Annotated in this window: 13 protein-coding genes and 2 pseudogenes; 11 read left to right on the top strand and 4 right to left on the bottom strand. The window is 35.6% G+C overall.

Annotated features, from left to right (window positions below):
• Nucleotides 1–174: 174 nt before the first annotated feature.
• The 3 genes and pseudogenes from AEA09_RS20340 to AEA09_RS12660 all read left to right on the top strand — a co-directional run.
• Nucleotides 175–375: pseudogene (locus tag AEA09_RS20340) on the top strand (aminotransferase class I/II-fold pyridoxal phosphate-dependent enzyme); the annotation flags it as partial.
• Between the two features lie 91 nt (nt 376–466).
• Nucleotides 467–1,414 (top strand): carbon-nitrogen hydrolase family protein, encoded by a 948-nt coding sequence (locus AEA09_RS12665; protein WP_053584195.1) that lies wholly within the window; start codon nt 467–469, stop codon nt 1,412–1,414.
• 329 nt (nt 1,415–1,743) lie between these two features.
• On the top strand, nt 1,744–2,166 hold the full coding sequence (locus tag AEA09_RS12660) for a YfmQ family protein (RefSeq protein WP_053584194.1): 423 nt from the start codon (nt 1,744–1,746) through the stop codon (nt 2,164–2,166).
• A 218-nt stretch (nt 2,167–2,384) separates the two neighbouring features.
• Here the strand turns inward: AEA09_RS12660 and AEA09_RS20335 are convergent.
• Nucleotides 2,385–2,555, bottom strand: a pseudogene (locus AEA09_RS20335) (IS3 family transposase); the annotation flags it as partial.
• Between AEA09_RS20335 and tnpB the strand changes: the two are divergent.
• The 7 genes from tnpB (at nt 2,541) to AEA09_RS12630 (ending at nt 11,878) form a co-directional block, all read left to right on the top strand.
• The gene (gene tnpB, locus AEA09_RS20655) at nt 2,541–2,681 is read left to right on the top strand and encodes an IS66 family insertion sequence element accessory protein TnpB (RefSeq protein WP_425412005.1); all 141 of its coding nucleotides are present in this window, start codon (nt 2,541–2,543) and stop codon (nt 2,679–2,681) included. The pseudogene AEA09_RS20335 and the gene tnpB overlap by 15 nt on opposite strands.
• Nucleotides 2,682–2,987: 306 nt before the next feature.
• Nucleotides 2,988–5,213, top strand: coding sequence for a formate C-acetyltransferase (gene pflB / locus AEA09_RS12655; RefSeq protein ID WP_053584193.1), 2,226 nt, complete (start codon nt 2,988–2,990; stop codon nt 5,211–5,213).
• 195 nt (nt 5,214–5,408) lie between these two features.
• Complete coding sequence (gene pflA / locus AEA09_RS12650; RefSeq protein WP_053584192.1) at nt 5,409–6,143, top strand: pyruvate formate-lyase-activating protein; 735 nt, start codon at nt 5,409–5,411, stop codon at nt 6,141–6,143.
• Nucleotides 6,144–7,181: 1,038 nt separating this feature from the next.
• Nucleotides 7,182–7,565, top strand: coding sequence for a hypothetical protein (locus AEA09_RS12645; protein WP_053584191.1), 384 nt, complete (start codon nt 7,182–7,184; stop codon nt 7,563–7,565).
• Between the two features lie 173 nt (nt 7,566–7,738).
• Complete coding sequence (locus AEA09_RS12640; protein ID WP_053584190.1) at nt 7,739–7,990, top strand: phage holin; 252 nt, start codon at nt 7,739–7,741, stop codon at nt 7,988–7,990.
• Nucleotides 7,991–8,157: 167 nt separating this feature from the next.
• Nucleotides 8,158–10,233: a DUF2339 domain-containing protein gene (locus AEA09_RS12635; protein ID WP_053584189.1), complete on the top strand. Its 2,076-nt coding sequence runs from the start codon at nt 8,158–8,160 to the stop codon at nt 10,231–10,233.
• Between the two features lie 190 nt (nt 10,234–10,423).
• Nucleotides 10,424–11,878, top strand: coding sequence for a carbon starvation CstA family protein (locus tag AEA09_RS12630; protein ID WP_053584188.1), 1,455 nt, complete (start codon nt 10,424–10,426; stop codon nt 11,876–11,878).
• A gap of 909 nt (nt 11,879–12,787) precedes the next feature.
• Here AEA09_RS12630 and AEA09_RS12625 read toward each other — a convergent pair.
• From AEA09_RS12625 to AEA09_RS12615, 3 genes are read right to left on the bottom strand one after another with little or no spacing between them, the layout of a single operon-like run.
• Nucleotides 12,788–14,728, bottom strand: coding sequence for a PilX N-terminal domain-containing pilus assembly protein (locus AEA09_RS12625; protein WP_053584187.1), 1,941 nt, complete (start codon nt 14,726–14,728; stop codon nt 12,788–12,790).
• Entirely contained in the window at nt 14,725–15,213 is a 489-nt protein-coding gene (locus AEA09_RS12620; protein ID WP_053584186.1) for a PilW family protein, read from the bottom strand. Before AEA09_RS12620 ends, AEA09_RS12625 begins: the two co-directional genes overlap by 4 nt.
• Entirely contained in the window at nt 15,213–15,725 is a 513-nt protein-coding gene (locus AEA09_RS12615) for a hypothetical protein (protein ID WP_053584185.1), read from the bottom strand. Before AEA09_RS12615 ends, AEA09_RS12620 begins: the two co-directional genes overlap by 1 nt.
• A 903-nt stretch (nt 15,726–16,628) precedes the next feature.
• Here AEA09_RS12615 and AEA09_RS12610 point away from each other — a divergent pair.
• Complete coding sequence (locus AEA09_RS12610; protein ID WP_053584184.1) at nt 16,629–17,984, top strand: VanW family protein; 1,356 nt, start codon at nt 16,629–16,631, stop codon at nt 17,982–17,984.
• The last annotated feature ends 6 nt before the right edge of the window (nt 17,985–17,990 follow it).

Raw genomic sequence — 17,990 nt, 5'->3', positions numbered from 1 at the left:
TAACTAAGATTATTTTGTTAATTATATACAATTGGATGGCTAAAAAAGTGTTAGAGTGGATGGTTTAAAATATGTTTAAAATATTTATGATAGTGACATGGATAAGAAACATCCATATAGGCTAATTCATAATTATTTGTGGCTAAGTGTGTGGATTGATTTACAATTTATCATTTTTTTATCTGTTTAAAGTTAGCACAAGTAGATGCTGAAAAGCTAAGACTACATTTGCTGAATGAATATGGAGTAGGTACAATAGCGATCAACTCAACCGACCTAAGAATTGCCTTTTCTTGTGTGGAAGAAGAAGATTTAGAAGAGCTTTTTGAATTAATTTATCGTGGTATTAATGATTTATTAGCAAAGGAAGTATGAAGTTATGTCTAATATTTAAGAAATACTGTAAGGATGATTCTGCTTTAATGATATTCGTAAAAATACGTTTTATTGTGAGGGAGTCCAAAATATGATAAATGAAAATAAAAGTGTTAGAGTTGCTGTAATTCAGGCTGCATCAATATTTATGGATCGTGATGCAACCATAGAAAAAGCCATTAACTTAATAAAACAAGCCGGAGAAAAGGGCGCCAAAATCGTTGTTTTTCCGGAGGCATTTATCCCGGCCTATCCTAGAGGATTATCCTTTGGCACAATTATTGGAAGCCGTACGGACGATGGAAGAAAGGATTGGTATCGATATTGGGAGAACTCGATTCCTGTTCCTGGTGAAGCTACGGAACTACTTGGTGATGCGGCACGTGAAGCAGGTGTATACCTTGTCATGGGTGTCATTGAGAGAGATAGTGAATTTAGTGGCGGTACCCTTTACTGCTCTGTGTTATTTTTCGGTCCAGATGGCGTATTGTTAGGAAAACATCGCAAATTAAAACCAACTGCAGCAGAGCGGATTGTATGGGGAGAAGGAGATGGCAGTACATTGCCTGTATTTGATACCCCATATGGAAAAATAGGAGCATTAATTTGCTGGGAAAACTATATGCCTCTCGCTAGGGCAGCCATGTACGCACAAGGAGTTCAACTTTATATTGCGCCAACTGCTGATACAAGGGAATCATGGCAGTCCACCATTCGACACATTGCAATGGAAGGAAGATGCTTTGTTTTGTCCTGTAATCAATATGTAACGAAGGATATGTATCCTGAGGATCTAGCTTGTTATGATGACATTAAATCTAGTCCAGAAGTGATGAGTGATGGGGGAAGTGCAATTGTTGGACCTTTGGGTGAGTATGTTGCTGGACCTGTTTGGGGAAAAGAAGAAATTATCATAGCAGACCTTGATTTGAAACAAATAGCCTACAGTCAATTTGACTTTGATCCTGTTGGACACTATTCAAGACCGGATGTTTTTAAATTATTTGTAAACAAAGAAAAGCAAGATAACAAAATTTGAAAGAAATAACATAGTTACTACCTTAAAATTTAGACTGGGTGGATATCGTTTAGAATGGAAAAGAAACTAAAATTGAGACAGCAATTAAGACTTCAAAGAGTAAGTGAGCTTGAGCTTCCCTAAAAACCTTGGAATGTAATTCAAGCTTCAGGGCCATCGTTTAACATCAAAGAAAAACAGCGTAACTGATGTTGCCTCACATGAATAAAATGAGGATTTAGTTAATTACGTTCTAAAAGAGTTTTTGGGATAACATATTAATGTTATTAAAATGAGCACCTATAGGTATATTAGTTACCAGTTATAATTAATGAAAGAGTTGATATGATATGACATGGATTTGGGTTATTTCGGTAGTATTTTTTATTCTTAAATTGTTAATGAGTCCTCCAAGTGCACTTGTGGCATGGGTTTTAAGAAAATTTGAACTTCATCCAGAACTTGATTCAAAAGATGTTACTGTAACGTTTAATGGAAAGCATTTAGAAGAGGAAGAAAAGATTAGATTTACTGACTATTTTAATGAAGCTAACTTTTTAAAAAAACATTATATTTTTCCAGGAAATGAAAAATTATTTCTAAATCCAGAGACTAATATTACTCCATTTGTCATCAACGTAAAAAGAGGGAAAAAAGATGTTAATTTCTTTGTTTATAGTTCCGATAATCACGTGGATGTAGTCAAGCAGTACAAGGAGAAAGTTGTTTCTTATAGTCTTAATTCTGATGATCTTATAAATTTCACCATGTAAACTGAGAGACAATATTAGCATAAATGTAATAAAAAAGGCCAAATTTACAACCAGACTGGCCCCCGTATATGAGACGGAGGTCAAAAAAAAGCATTTATTCAACCAGTTATCGGTATTGTACCGGCAACTGGTTGTTTAGTCTCGCTTCGCTTGTATTTAGATACAGTACTAATACTTTATAAAGCCTTAGACAGTTTGTTCTACGCACTCCTCAAACTGTCTAAGTAGAACGTACCAGACTTTAATGCAGAATGAAACGATTCGATAAGGGCATTATCAGCGAGCGTTCCTTTACGGGACATGTTCATGGTAATGCCTTTTCCTTTAACAGCTTGTTGATATCGATAAGATGTGTACACTGAACCTTGATTCCTATGCAGCGTACATCCTTTGGGAAATATATTGATGGACTTGCAACCATCATAAAGGAAGAATTCGAATTGAATCCTTTTTCTTTCGGTTTGTTTGTCTTCTGTAATCGCTTCCGTGGTGCTATAAAACAGAACATAAAATAAAGATGTTTTATAATACAGTTCGATTTTTTTTATAATACAGATTTTCCTTTTTTAGAAAAAAACCTAAAAGGTAAACTTATAATACAATGGGTCATATTAACATGCCATCACATAAAATGCTCATATTAACGCAATTCCCATACTAAAAACAACCATTTCAGGCGTTTTGTGTACATCCGTTCATAAAGTTTTCAAAAATTTTTATTGAGAATACTTTATCCTAATTCATTGTGAATGTATAATCTGTTACATAAGAGGTTGATCTTCTGTATTATATATAAATGACTATGAAAGGCGGAAAACAGCATGGAACAATGGAAGGGCTTTCAATCAGGTAATTGGAATAAAGAAATCAATGTACGTGATTTTATTATTAACAATATTACAGTGTACGATAAAGACGATTCATTCTTAGTAGGACCTACAGAAGCTACTACTAAGCTTTGGGCTCAAGTTATGGATTTAAATAAACAAGAACGTGAAGCTGGCGGCGTTTTAGATTTAGATTCTAAAGTCGTTTCTACTATTACTTCTCACGGTCCTGGATACTTGAACAAAGATTTAGAAAAAGTTGTAGGTTTCCAAACTGACGCTCCATTCAAACGTTCATTACAACCATTCGGTGGGATTCGTATGGCTGAACAAGCTGCCGCATCGTATGGTTTCCATGTAGATGAAGAAGTAAAAGAGATCTTCACTAAATATCGCAAAACTCACAACCAAGGTGTATTTGATGCCTACACTGAAGAAATGATGTTAGCTCGTAAAGCTGGTATCATTACTGGTCTTCCAGATGCTTATGGTCGTGGTCGTATTATCGGCGACTACCGTAGAGTAGCTCTATATGGTGTAGACTTCTTAATCAACGAAAAGAAAAAAGACCTTAAAAATACAGGTAAAGTCATGTCAGAAGAAACAATTCGTCTTCGCGAAGAGCTTGCTGAACAAATTCGTTCTTTAGGCGAATTAAAAGAAATGGCTGCTGCTCATGGATTTGATATCTCAGCTCCAGCTGCTAACGCTCGTGAAGCATTCCAATGGTTGTACTTCGGATACCTTGCCGCTATTAAAGAACAAAATGGTGCAGCAATGAGCTTAGGTCGTACATCTACTTTCTTAGATATCTACATCGAAAGAGATTTACAAAACGGCACATTAACAGAAGTAGAAGCACAAGAATTAGTTGACCACTTCGTCATGAAACTACGTCTTGTTAAATTCGCTCGTACACCTGATTACAACGATTTATTCAGTGGAGATCCAACATGGGTAACTGAATCAATCGGTGGTGTTTCAGTAGACGGAACACCTTTAGTAACGAAAAACTCATTCCGTTTCTTACACACATTATCAAACCTTGGACCAGCTCCAGAGCCAAACTTAACAGTTCTTTGGTCTACAAAGCTTCCACAAGGTTTCAAAAACTTCTGTGCGAAAATGTCTATCAAAACGAGTGCGATTCAGTATGAAAACGATGACATCATGCGTTTAGAATACGGAGATGACTACGCAATTGCTTGCTGTGTATCTGCAATGCGTGTAGGTAAACAAATGCAATTCTTCGGTGCTCGTGCTAACTTAGCAAAAACTCTATTATATGCAATCAACGGCGGAATGGATGAAAAACTTAAAATTCAAGTTGCTCCACGTTTCGCTCCAATTACTTCTGATATTTTAGATTACGAAGAAGTAATGGATCGTTTCGATGCAATGATGGACTGGCTTGCTGAATTATATATCAATACATTAAATGTAATTCACTACATGCACGATAAGTATGCTTATGAGAGAATCGAAATGGCACTTCACGATACAAAGATTATTCGTACAATGGCAACTGGTATCGCTGGACTAAGTGTTGTTGCTGACTCTTTAAGTGCCATTAAATATGGTCAAGTTAAAGTAATCCGTGACGAAAATGGTGTAGCCGTTGACTTCGAAACAACTGGTGACTACCCTAAATACGGTAACAACGATGATCGTGTAGACCAAATTGCAGTAAACTTAGTTGAAACATTCATGACTAAGCTTCGCAAACATGCAACTTACCGTGATTCTGTAACAACTACGTCCATCTTAACAATCACTTCTAACGTAGTTTATGGTAAGAAAACAGGTAATACTCCTGATGGACGTCGTACTGGTGAACCATTTGCTCCAGGTGCAAACCCAATGCACGGAAGAGATACTAAAGGGGCATTAGCTTCATTAGCATCTGTAGCTAAACTTCCATATACACATGCTTTAGATGGTATCTCTAACACATTCTCAATGGTACCAAAAGCACTAGGTAAAGATGAAGCTAGCCAAGTAGCTAACTTAGCTGCAATTCTTGATGGATATGCATCTAAAGAAGGTCATCACTTAAATATCAACGTATTTAACCGTGATACTTTATTAGACGCTATGGAGCATCCAGAAGAGTATCCACAATTAACAATTCGTGTATCTGGTTACGCAGTTAACTTCATTAAATTAACGCGTGAACAACAAATCGATGTAATCAACCGTACATTCCACGGAAGTATGTAATAAATAAAGCGACTTATACAGCCTTTTGTCTAAAAGTTATTTCGAAATGAGAAACAAGCTTTAGGCGCTGTAGTTATACAAAGACCAAATTCGAATGACACGCTCATAACAGTTGTTATTCATTTTGGTCTTTTATTTTACTAGACCTTGCTTTTTCATAATTATATGGGTAGAAGCTAGGAGGCGAATTTTAATATGCAAGGAAATATTCATTCCATTGAAACATGCGGTACAGTTGATGGACCAGGAATTAGATATATCGTATTTACACAAGGCTGCTTGCTTCGCTGCCAATATTGTCATAACGCAGATACTTGGGAAATTGGCACAGGTAAAATAATGACGGTGGATGAAATCGTTCAAGATCTTGAAAGTTATCGACCTTTTATGGAAGCATCAGGTGGAGGTATTACGGTTAGTGGTGGAGAACCCTTATTACAAATGCCATTTTTAACAGAGTTGTTCAAGGCATGTAAAGCGAAAGGGATTCATACAACAATTGATTCTTCAGGTGGAAATTTCTCTGAACGTCCGGAATATTTAAGCCAATTAGATGAATTGCTACAGTATACAGATCTTATTTTAGTTGATTTAAAGCATATTAATCGTGACCAGCATAAACGACTAACTGGAAAATACAATGATCATATTCTTAAATTTGCACAGTATCTATCAGATAAAAACATGCCAATTTGGGTTCGTCACGTACTGGTACCTAACATTACAGATTTTGATGAATATCTAGATGAACTAGGTGAATTTATTGGCACTTTAAACAATGTAGAGAAAGTAGAAGTGTTACCTTACCATAAACTAGGCGTATATAAATGGGAAGCACTTAATTTGAAATATCCTCTAGAAGATACAGAGCCGCCAACAGAAGATCGTGTGGAAAATGCATATGAAAGACTAACTCGTCATTTGAAATAAATTGTCGAGTCTCGCTGAACAATATAATATATTGTCCGGGAAATATTTTGAAAAACACGAAATAAAGAAGGAACAGTGCATACTGAACTGAACCCCGAATAGTGGATACTCTAAAAAAGTAGACCTATTCGGGGTTTTTCTATATTCAATTAGCTTAAATCCCGTTATACAAATTATTGCGATTGACGAGAAAATTGTTTAGATAATGCCCCAATGGAATCATTCTTTGGACAATAAAAAAGATAACTCCGGCAGCATTCCGAAGTTATCTAATTGCTACATAGTACGGCATCTTTTTTTATTAAACTGTCTACTTTATAGGGCGCAGTTCAAAGTTATAGGTTCAATTGTTTTATAAGTTTAGATGTTTACTTAGTTTGGAGAAGCAAGAACCTTTTAGAAAGCAGCCTTAATCAAAAAAAGTAATACGAATATATGTAGAGATTGAAATAAAGGAGCTAATTTTCATTTAGCTCTTTTATTTTTTTGCAAATTATAAATCAGAATAAAAGGTACACAACGTTATTGGTTCCAACTTTATTAGTTCTATACAATTCTTGACCAATGGGGGCAGATTAATATAATACCTAATACGAAAGAAGTTCATAGCGCATCCACTTTTAAAAAATATGGGTGACGCCACTTACGTCCTGGAAAATGAGGATACTGGTTTTTATTATAAAAATCCATAGGATGGTACTGATAAAATTCATCGATATGTTAAATTGCTGAATTTATTTTTGAGAGTACTAGAAATTTTATGTGCAGGCTGTCGTTAATAAATGACCAAACACCAAAATAAATTAATTTATTATCCTTTTTTTAACCTAAATTTAACATTCGTCTAGTAGAGTGAATGACAACAAGGGAAGAATTTTAGAGAGGTCGTGAGGAAGAAATAGAAGTTAGTCAAAAAAAGAACATCTTTTGAGTCATGCAAAAAAGTTATTAAACGTAAAAGTAGTCATTGAATGTTGATCTTTTAAATTGCTGACGTACTACCGGTTTATGAACTATGTAGAAAAGGAGCCTTTATCGATGACGCTATTTAAAAAAAAGCCCACGTCACTTGTTCCTAACGCTTTGCAACACTTAGGAATCTCTTTTCATAGCTTTGAGTTAAACCGCTGTGACAAGAAAACATTTTATATTACTGTCGAGCTTTACTTCAATGGACAGAAAGTATTATGCGATTTAATTTATATTGTCGATCAACCTGAAATGTGCGGAGCTATTTCCATCAATACACACTATCATCCAGTCCAACGTTTTATCAAGCAACACTTCAATCATCACTTAATGTATTCTGATGAAATGAAGCTTGCAAAAAACTTTTCTCAAACGTCTTTTTTTAAACAGAGCATGAAGCAATTTGCAGAAAAATACCCAGAGTTCGCAAAAAACTCCTTGACGTATGCATAATAAAATAGGCGAATTTAATATAATAGTTTTTACAGTCAGTCTCATTCCATGAGACTGACTGTTTTAGTGCTGTCCAATAGAAATTAATATTGTTACTAAAACTCCATTTCTGCATATGCTCCATTTTCGCTGCTACATATAATGTTTTAAGGAAGGATGGGAGGTGAGTTTTAATGAGAATTAACTGGGGAATACGTTTCAAGCATAAGCCGTTTTTATTGGCACTATTTTCTTTAGTGTTGTTATTGGCACAGCAGATTGGGGCTTTTTGTGGCTATGAAATGATGAGTGGGATGAGCGAGCAGCTAACATTCATCTTAAATACAGTTTTATCGATTCTCGTGTTAATGGGGGTTATTGTTGATCCAACAACGAGGGGCATGAGTGATAGCGAGCGCGCTCGGATGTATAGAAGACCAAGATAATTTTCGCAGACCTTTTTAAAAAAGGGCATTTAGTAAAATTATAACTATCGGGACGACCTTTCTTTTAGGTAAAATAAGGTATAATTGCAAATGAATAAAAAGTGTAATTTTACAATTTAAGTAAATGTGTTACGATGAAAGAATTGAAAAGTAGGGAGGGTGGTCGAATGTCAACGGAGATGGAGCAACGTATCGCGAAGTTAGAGCAAGAGGTTGTGGATTTGCGGCAGGAAGTAGACGCATTGAAGCGACACAAGCAAAAAGAGCAGAGTCCTAAAAGTTTTGTGAGTAAGCCTATTATCATAGGCCCGCCAGTAGAACCAAAGCCAAAACCAGTGCTTGAATCAGCAATTGAAAATGTCGAGGAACCAAAGCACACGTTAGAGGAACGTATCATGTGGGCGTTACCAAAAGTGTTCATGGTCATTTTGGTGTTAGGGGTATTATGGGGACTCAAATTAGTGAGCGATTACGGCTATTTATCCAACGGGGTGAAAATCATCCTCGCTTACGTACTGTCGGTGGCACTAACGGTGACAGCTTATAAGGTTGAGATCAAGAAGATCGGCTCACAAGCCATTACGATTTCGTTATATGGTGGAGCATTCATCATCGGGATTTTAACGACAGCTGCAGGTGCAATTTTGTATGAAATATTGGGATTGTATGTGGCACTTATGATAGCGCTACTATATATCGGATACGGTATAGCCATAAGCTATTTCAAGAAAAACGAAGTTCTCACAACATTTGTAGCCTTTACTTCACTTCTGTTACCATATTTACTCGAATATATGGATTTTAGTCCTGTCATTATTTTAGGCTTTATTGTGGTGCTATTTGGCGCACTACAACCTGTTATTATTTTGCATCAGCAAAAAATCGCTCTATATGTCGCGACCTTTTTCTCAGTAATTTCTATTAGCATTTTATCATCTGTAAATAGTGACAATAAGACTGTTTTTGCTCTTAGCTTGCTTGGTATATTGGTCATGTTCTTCATGAGCTGGTGCCGTATGAATATTGGAGAGCCAAAATGGAAGCAGTTACATGCAGGTTTGCTATTTACTTTAAGCAGTTTTAGTTTACTATTGCTGAATTTAATGGTTAGTAATCTGGAATATAGTGAATTACTGCTACTTATTATGCTTGGACTTTTTGTAGGGCTAGCATTTTATGGGCATCGACACAAAATGCAAGAAGCGTTTGATGTTGCTGGGACGCTTGCAATTGTAACGCTGCTCAATATACTTATTGTAATGAATTTGCCTAGTGATGTTGAACGTTTACTGTTACCGTTTAGTGCGTTTGTTGGTGTAATGATTGCCATGCGCTTAAGAGCAAGTGTCATGAAGGCAATCAATTCATTTATATTTATGATTACAGTCATTTTAAGTTATGTCATACATGAACCAACGCCATTTTTAAGTATTGACCATGTAAGTTTAGTGTTACCGTTAGTGTATCTAGTTGTGATTTATCTTTATTTGAAACGACCGAAAGAGGAGCTAACTAGCTTTGAGACGGTGATGAAGGAATTGTATGTGGTTGATGTGTTAGCCGTCATCACGAGTGTTTACTTTTTGTCCTATATCGCCAAGATAGATACAGCGTATTTTGCAAGTGTTAATGGCATACCACACTTAATGTATATTGCACTCGCTGTCCTTTTTGCGGCATCGCTGATCGTGCCAGAAAAGTATATAGGGCGGGTGTTGTCACCAGTACTTGGTGGGCTTTTCTTGTTAACAATGCTGTTGCTTACATTGATGCCCTACAATATGGAGGGGATAGAATGGCTCAATATCGTAACAAGGGTTGTGTATATCGCGGTAATTGTGGCTATTTTGGTGGATGTTTATGTGAATGGTACCATTGCACAAAAATACAAGAAGTTGACGGAGAAATATACAGATCATGTTTTGAGTACAGGAATTGTGCTTGTGATGATTACTGTATGGGGACTGCTGTACCAGTTAACGTACAATCAGTTACTGGATGGGACGTTACGTATTGCCTTGACGACGATAACGCTCTTTATGACCGCGAGTATTTCGCTATGGCTTAGCATAATTCGAAGCTTCCGAATTCTAAGGTTAACAGGCTTTGCGATTTTAGCTTTTGCCATCGTAAAGCTCGTATTCATTGATTTATCGTCTCTCGACTTATTTGTACGTGCAGTGCTATTTATGACAATAGGTGGGCTAGGATTATTCTTATCGAATCGCCTATTAAAAAAATAATTGTGTAGAGATTCCAGCGTATGCTTTGGAATCTCTTTTTTTCGCGGAAAAATAATTTTTTTAATACAAAAAACAATGTTTTTCTACAAAAGAAGATTTTTTTCGCTATAAATTAGATATTGTTACAAGTTATTTAGAATGTTAACATCAGTTGTATAGTGAAAATTCTGAAAATTAAAGGGGTGTTTAGATGATCACGTTTTTAGTTTGTATCGTATTATTGATTGTAGGTTATTTCACTTATGGAAAGTATGTAGAGAAGGTATTTGGTGAGAAAGAGGAACGACCAACACCAGCGTATGTGAACGCTGACGGGGTTGACTATGTTCCAATGTCAACGCCGAAGAACTCACTTATCCAATTGTTAAACATTGCCGGGGTTGGGCCAGTGTTTGGGCCTATTGCAGGGGCGCTTTACGGTCCAGTGGCATTTGTCTGGATTGTTGTTGGTTGTATTTTTGCCGGTGCAGTCCACGACTATTTAACTGGTATGATTTCGATTCGGAACCGTGGTGCCCATTTACCAGAACTCGCTTCTAAGTTTTTAGGTAAATACATGCGCCATATTGTAAACGTTTTCGCGCTATTATTGTTAGTACTTGTAGGGACTGTATTTGTATCGTCACCAGCAATGTTGCTTTTTAATTTAATGGAAGCAAAAATTAGTATCGCCATTATCACATTTGTCATATTTGCTTATTATATTTTAGCGACAGTATTGCCGGTAGATAAAATTATCGGTCGTTTTTATCCGTTTTTCGGTGCACTATTAGTGATTTCAGCGTTAGGTGTAGGGATTGGCCTTGTTGTGACAGGCTCTCCAATTCCTGAATTAACACTAAAAAATATGCACCCAGCAGCACTACCGATTTTCCCACTGATTTTCTTTACGATTACATGTGGGGCACTATCGGGCTTCCATGCAACACAATCGCCAATCATTTCGCGTACGACGAAAAATGAAAGAGAAGGCCGTAAAATCTTCTACGGTATGATGATTACAGAAGGTATTATTGCTATGATTTGGGCAGCTGCCGCAATGAGTTTATTTAATGGTTACGGTGGGTTAAGTGAAATGATCGCTGCAGGTGGTCCAGCGGCAGTTGTAAGTGAGGCTTCACTTCTGATGCTTGGTTCAATTGGTGGTACATTGGCAATTCTAGGCGTTATCATTTTACCTATAACATCAGGTGATACGGCGTTTCGTGCAGCACGTATGATTATCGCTGATTACTTCAAATTTGCACAAGGCAAGATGCTTAGTCGAATTTGGATTGCGGTTCCACTATTCGTTATTTCTTATGCCTTAACGAAAATGGACTTCAATATTTTATGGCGTTACTTCTCTTGGGCAAACCAAGTGACAGCGGTTATTGCGTTATGGGTAGGGGCTATGTATCTATTCCTATCATTCAAGAATCACTGGATCGCGACCGTACCAGCCATTTTCATGACAAGCATGGTATTTGTCTACATTCTATTTGAACCAACGATGGGCTTCGGCTTGCCGTTAACAGCTTCCTATGTTGGTGGTGCAGTAGGGGCGATGGCGATTACAGCATTATTCTTTACTCATGCTAATAAACAACGAGGGACTGGGTTTGTGTTGGATGAGGATGTTTCGGGTTATAAGATTAATGGTTAAACAGTAGGCTATTGATGATTAAATATAGTTGGAAATGCATTTTCTAAATAATTAAAAGCCTACAATTTTGTTAAGCAGAATTGTAGGCTTTTTTTGATTTTGTTACCATGGTTGACTTCTTAGAGGAGGAAGAGCTCTTTCGAAATTTTATGTTCTAAGAGCTTAGAAGGATAATCTAAGAGCGAATGCGACGTGTCTAAGAGAAGAGGGTAGACATTATTATAAGTCGAAGGGCATGACCAAGTCAGCTATAACATACATAAATTAGTGGAACCCTTTGTAAGATAGGCAATCTAAATTAGTTAGTTTAGTCACAATGAGCAATTTCAATTAACGGACGTTAATGTGTTTCGCTTTGTTGGAAATCGGAAACTACTAGAAACTTGGCATCAAAATAAATTAGACCTATGGAATGATGTGTTGTTAAAATAGCTATTTGCTACCAAGGAAACGTGGTCGACGTAATAAAAAAGTGTTGGAGAACATCTACTGTGAATTGGAGGGAATTGCAAAGAAGGATGAAAAAATATTACAGTCATTTCGTTCATGGCAAGATTTGAGTTCGAAAGAAGAACAAATCTCTCTAATTAAAAGTCGATTAAAATATTTAATGAATAAGGAAGCAACTATCTAAGAAGCTTAATTACGAGAACAATAAGCATTAGAAAAAGGAAAAGAAGATAGCAAAGCGGGAAATTGTTCGCAACTTGTTAGTCCAAAATGCAGCGATAGATCTTATCCGAAATACACAGGATTCACAATCGAGCAGATTGAAGAAGTTATAGTGAAGATGGATTTGCGGTAGATAGTTGGCTATGTATAAAGTAATCAGAATAAAACCGCCTATCATCGACTTTTTATCAATGAAGGACGGTTATTTACATAGTAATTATTATAGGTAATGGACAGTTAAATCTCCTTTTGTGGTTCAGGGTCTATTAAACCACCTTCTGTTGAGTAGGTAGGTCCTGATGTTGGTGCGAATATATCTGTATTCAATTTATTTTTATCATATATATGTTTTGTATTGGCTCCAATAGTGTCAACTTTATTGCCAATAATTGTTCCGAATATTGTAGAACTACCGCCGAATTTTATTGAAGAATTAGGGGCTAGAATCACAATATGGTGATCTTCATTTCCGAATTTTGTATCGCCAGAATTATTAAGTACACCTCCTACAATTAGATTTCCAGAGATATGTGCACTACTTAGCGATACAGAACTATATTTTGTATACAAGTTACTCTCAACTTTCTTGGAAAATGATAAAGGACTAGCTCCTTCATAATAAATCGTTGTATCAAAAGGGGTTCTTTCATTGCTGGCAAGGAAATCAACAATGGATAATTTATTTCTAACGAGAATATTTAGTTTCCCTGTCCCCTTAATTCGAATATTTCCACCGCTAGATGTTAAGTCGTCAATAACGAGTGTTCGATCTTGGTCACCTACATCGATTGTTAGAGTCGCGTTACTACGAATAGAGATATTTGGAATATAGCTATCATTCAATAGTGATATTGAATTGTTAGCCCCCGTAGAGATGCTAGATAACTCTGTCAAAAGAGAATCATCAACAATGTTTAAAAATTTTGGTGCTGATGGAATTTGAGCATTTGCAAATGATTGGCTACTACAATCATCAGTATTCCCTGAAGTATCCTGTGTGCCTCTTAGTTTATTTAATTTTTCATGGTAATAGTTTAAATTTATATTTTCATTACTTAAAAACTGATTGAACTCTGCTTCATCTTTAGCGCGTATATTGGTAGTATTATTTCCTTTCTTGTAAACGATTTCCCCTATGGAATATCTTTTGCTCCCCAATGCACTGGCTGAGTCGGTTAGTGATTGAATGCTTTCTTTTCCAAAAATAACCCCTTTAATAGTTGGGTATGTGTTTGTTTGGTTGATAATATTTTTATTTGAATACATAAAAGTGTTTGAAACAGTATTGATATTTTTTCCAATTAAAATATCATTTAAAGCAAAAAAGTTGCCTGTAGAAGTGAAGTATCCGTTCTGTGTTTTAAAGTAAATATCTTCGTTCGAAATAATATCTTTTTTATAGGTTCCGCCACTTTCAAAAGTAATATCTGATAATGCGACTAGGTCCCCGTAAACGGTAGGTGTATTCGTTAATGTTATTGATCCTTTAGAATAAATATTGTAATATTCCCCGCCGTTTTTAATTTTCAAGTCATTTAATGCAAAAATATCTGCATTTGTATAATAAGTATTGGTTGCTTCAAATGAATTAACAAGTACGCCAAAGCAGAAATTATAGTTAGTTGGTGTTTCGTCGCCTGGTTCAGTTAGTATATCGGGTAGTTTAATTGAAAAAGTTTGTGATATTGTTCTTGTAATGCCATCTATGTCTGCTGTAGATTCTAAAGTGTAGGAATTAGATTCTGGACCTTCCTTTAGTATTACTTGTGAAGCTGGTTCATGACCGTTTTGATGTTTGTAACTTTTTACTTCTGCATATTTATATTCTTTTTTATTTGTTGTAGGATCAAAAATGAGTTTTTTATTTAAATGAGAGACCGCAGCAGAAAGATAATCTCCGTTAATTTTGTCAAGATCCAGTTCTTTGTCTTTATAACCATCTAAAATAGATTGAAAAACACCTTCTAATTCCGAGTTGATGTCTGCTCGTTTGATGTTTAAGTCAGCTTCCGCAATATAAAAAACTGATTGGTCTGTTCGTTCGTGTTTGGTTATTTTTAATGTGTTACTCGTCATAGTTATTAAAGCGAAACTAATAACAGAAATCAAAACGATGAGTAAGAGCGTAATAATAAAAACAGAGCCTCGTTCGTTTACGAATACAGTATTTTTTCTCAATATGGACTCCCCTTTCTTAAATATAATTCAGTAGAGTATGTTCTTCCTTGTAAATTTGTGATTTGTATAGAAATTAAGTTAAAGTTTGGCGAACTAGTATTATTTTGAGTTTTAGCTAACTCTTCTAATGTGAAGTTACTAACTAGGAAATTGTCAATACCTGTAGATAAAATCTTGCCATTTTGATTAATTGTTTTTTGTTCTTTGTTAAAGACAAAATGGATTTCTGGTTCAGTACCAGGTTTTATCTTCAACTCAGTATCAGAAGGTAGAGTTACATTTTCAGGATGTTTCCTTATATCTTTTGTAATTACCTTGAGTGCATAGGCTGCATTGTTAATTTCTTTATTGGCCATAGTTTGTTTTTGATGGGTATTCGAACTTTGGCTAATAATAGAATAAAGAAATAGTAAGACAATACTTGCAATAATTGTAACTGCTAATGTTTCAATGAGTGTTAAACCAGATTCTTTATTCAATTTCATTACCTTGCCCTCCATTCAAAGATGTTTTCCATTTGTGCTTCTGGAGTTGTTCGTTCGGTATCGCCTTTGTCATATACTAGAATCACAAAACGGGTTAAATTTTTCTTATAATCATAGAAGCTAAATTTAAGCTCATAATAAAAATCGTTATTTGGATCCACTGTTGTATCGCCTTCTTTTAAAAATACAGTAGGGTTATTTACATCTTTTTCATAATTTTTTTCAGTCGAAATAGCTATGATAGCATCTTCAACAATTTTAATTTTTGTACGGTCATCTGCCTTTTTTGGAACCACGATATTTTGAGAAAGGCTATAGAGTTTCTCCATTTCTTGTTGTGCATAATACGTTGCGTCGAGAATGTCATTGGATGTTTTTGTTGTTCTTGCTGTGCTTATAAAGAGTGAAAAGAAACTTATAAGAATAATCGAAATAATGACAATTGATGCGACAACTTCTATTAACGATATTCCTGATTCGTTAAGTCGGAGTTTTAAAGTAGGTATTTTCATTTAGAATCGCCTTCTTTCTAAGGAGGAATAAGTATGGGGATTTTTGTTTTATAATAAAATCAGTGGAACTGTCTATAAAAAACAACATAAAACAAATTTACAAGAATCCAGAAAAACAGCTTATTTATTTTAATGTTGTATGTCGTTTTGGAGAATTGTCGTTTTGATTAAATGAAAAGAAGTATACCTCTTAATAAACGGTAAATATACATAAGATTCGAATGTTCGAAAATGTAAAAAACTACGGTATGTAAAGTATAATCTAATAGTGGTAAAGGCAATTTCATATTAAGTATGTAGTTAGTTAACTATTGTGAACAACTTTCACTTTTTGAATCTTTGTTTAATTTAGGTGGAACGTCATTTAACCAAACCGCTGAAATATCCTCTCCACTTCTACTTAAATAGCAAGCCCTTTCAGATAAAACACAAATTCTCATCCGACTTTACATCCCCATGAATTTCTACTCTACCATGAAGATATAAATTCCCACCATAATACGTAGAAACGGTATATCACAACTAGTCGGGAATTGCATCTGTGCGGATTTGAGAATTATCAAGAATATCCTCCGTTTACAGATAATAATACCTTTTAAGTAGGGATATATGTACCATAATACGGTAATTTCACATTTTTGTCGGTTTTTTTAGAGTTAATATATGGTTTAATTATAATTAATAGGGATTTATTCCCTCTTGGAATAGATCTTATGCTCTTTACATAACTTTTTTTGTGTTGAATGACATAGTCTTTTATTTTTTAACTATTAGAAATTCAATGATTAGGTAAATAGTGGTGTTCAAACCATACTTTTGTATAGTATTCTGTTTATATGAGTTTATTAATTTAAATATAGTGAAAATTAAATAAAAAGTGTTAAGTGGGAAGGGGATGTGAGCATGAGAATAGGCTTAAAAATAATGACGTTACTAACTTTAATCGCCATACTAATGGCGATGTCGATACCAAATATTGTGTTAAATCCTACAACATATGCGAAGGAAGTGTCGAAAGCTTCTAGCATTGGTGGTGTGGAGGTAGCCGATTTGAAGGGAAAGGAAATCGAAGCGGCGGTACAAGTGGCAGTGACGGAATGGCTGGCTACCCCAGTAAAAGTTACAGGTGGTGGTGTGACATCGACAATCGATCCAAGTCAATTTGTTTTTGATGTAGCATCTTCTGTTGCGGACTACGAGCGTATGACAGATAAGTCTTGGTACGCATTTTGGGAAAGCGATCAAACTGTACATATCCCTTTACATGTAGTGCTTAATGATGAAGTTCAAGCACAGCTACAAGCAGTCGGCGTTTGGGATGTAGAGAATACATTAAATTCTGTTGTGGGACAAGCTTCTTATTTAAAAGGACATGAAGTAGAAGCAGCTGTCTTGGATACGACTTCACTTGAAGCAGAAAGATTAGCATTAGCAATTGAAGAGATTCCTGTAAATACATTAGGTGTTGTAGAGGTAGGAAGTATTTTAAACGATTTTGTTATTGCGCCAGGCGAAAATATTTCCCTATTAACTTTATTGGGTGATAATACGGAGCTTGCAAATCTTGAGGGTTTAGATTTCATTGCATCTATGCTTTATAATGCAGTGCTACAAACAGATTATGAGATTTTAGAGCGTCACGCGCAAAATGAAATTCCATCTTACCTTCAGCAAGGTACAGAGGCGTCCATCAATAAAGCGTTAGAAAAAGACCTGCAGTTCGTTAATCTTACTGAACAGCCAGGGAAGGTTAAAGTTACAACAGAAGGTAACTCTATTAAATTAGAAATATTCTCACAGACAAAAGAAAAGGAAATAAAAATACGAGTAGAAAAGGATCGTATTGTGGATCCACGAATCATTTATCGATATTCAGATGAAATAGCGATTGGACAAGAAAAGACAGTACAAGAGGGGAAAGAAGGCATTCGTGTTGAAGTGTATCGTTCGATTACTGAAAATGGCGTTTCTTCTGAAGTATTAGTAAGTCGTGATTTTTATGCACCAATTAATCGAATCGTCGTTCGCTCTACAAAACAGCCTGTTACTACAGCAGGTGGTAGTGAATCGGATACGTCTTCAACTAACCCGAATGATCCTGATTTACAGCTAGATTTAGATGGCAATGGTTTACCGGATACACCAAGTAAACCAGGTGAATCATCTGTAAATAATGGTGATAAACAACAATCAAATGATCCGGATATTGTATACGGCTACTACGATAAGGGTGGGAATTTTGTACAGACAAGCCCTTGATGAAAG

It is taken from the genome of Lysinibacillus contaminans (assembly GCF_001278945.1).
In the GTDB taxonomy this organism is placed as follows: domain Bacteria; phylum Bacillota; class Bacilli; order Bacillales_A; family Planococcaceae; genus Lysinibacillus; species Lysinibacillus contaminans.
Note: the sequence above shows the minus strand (reverse complement) of the source record. Positions and strands in the feature narration are given on the sequence as shown.

Coding starts and splice junctions, on each gene's coding strand:
- AEA09_RS12665 (WP_053584195.1), top strand. CDS start 467: ATGATAAATGAAAATAAAAGTGTTAGAGTTGCTGTAATTCAGGCTGCA.
- AEA09_RS12660 (WP_053584194.1), top strand. CDS start 1,744: ATGACATGGATTTGGGTTATTTCGGTAGTATTTTTTATTCTTAAATTG.
- tnpB (WP_425412005.1), top strand. CDS start 2,541: ATGCAGCGTACATCCTTTGGGAAATATATTGATGGACTTGCAACCATC.
- pflB (WP_053584193.1), top strand. CDS start 2,988: ATGGAACAATGGAAGGGCTTTCAATCAGGTAATTGGAATAAAGAAATC.
- pflA (WP_053584192.1), top strand. CDS start 5,409: ATGCAAGGAAATATTCATTCCATTGAAACATGCGGTACAGTTGATGGA.
- AEA09_RS12645 (WP_053584191.1), top strand. CDS start 7,182: ATGACGCTATTTAAAAAAAAGCCCACGTCACTTGTTCCTAACGCTTTG.
- AEA09_RS12640 (WP_053584190.1), top strand. CDS start 7,739: ATGAGAATTAACTGGGGAATACGTTTCAAGCATAAGCCGTTTTTATTG.
- AEA09_RS12635 (WP_053584189.1), top strand. CDS start 8,158: ATGTCAACGGAGATGGAGCAACGTATCGCGAAGTTAGAGCAAGAGGTT.
- AEA09_RS12630 (WP_053584188.1), top strand. CDS start 10,424: ATGATCACGTTTTTAGTTTGTATCGTATTATTGATTGTAGGTTATTTC.
- AEA09_RS12620 (WP_053584186.1), bottom strand. CDS start 15,213: ATGAAATTGAATAAAGAATCTGGTTTAACACTCATTGAAACATTAGCA.
- AEA09_RS12615 (WP_053584185.1), bottom strand. CDS start 15,725: ATGAAAATACCTACTTTAAAACTCCGACTTAACGAATCAGGAATATCG.
- AEA09_RS12610 (WP_053584184.1), top strand. CDS start 16,629: ATGAGAATAGGCTTAAAAATAATGACGTTACTAACTTTAATCGCCATA.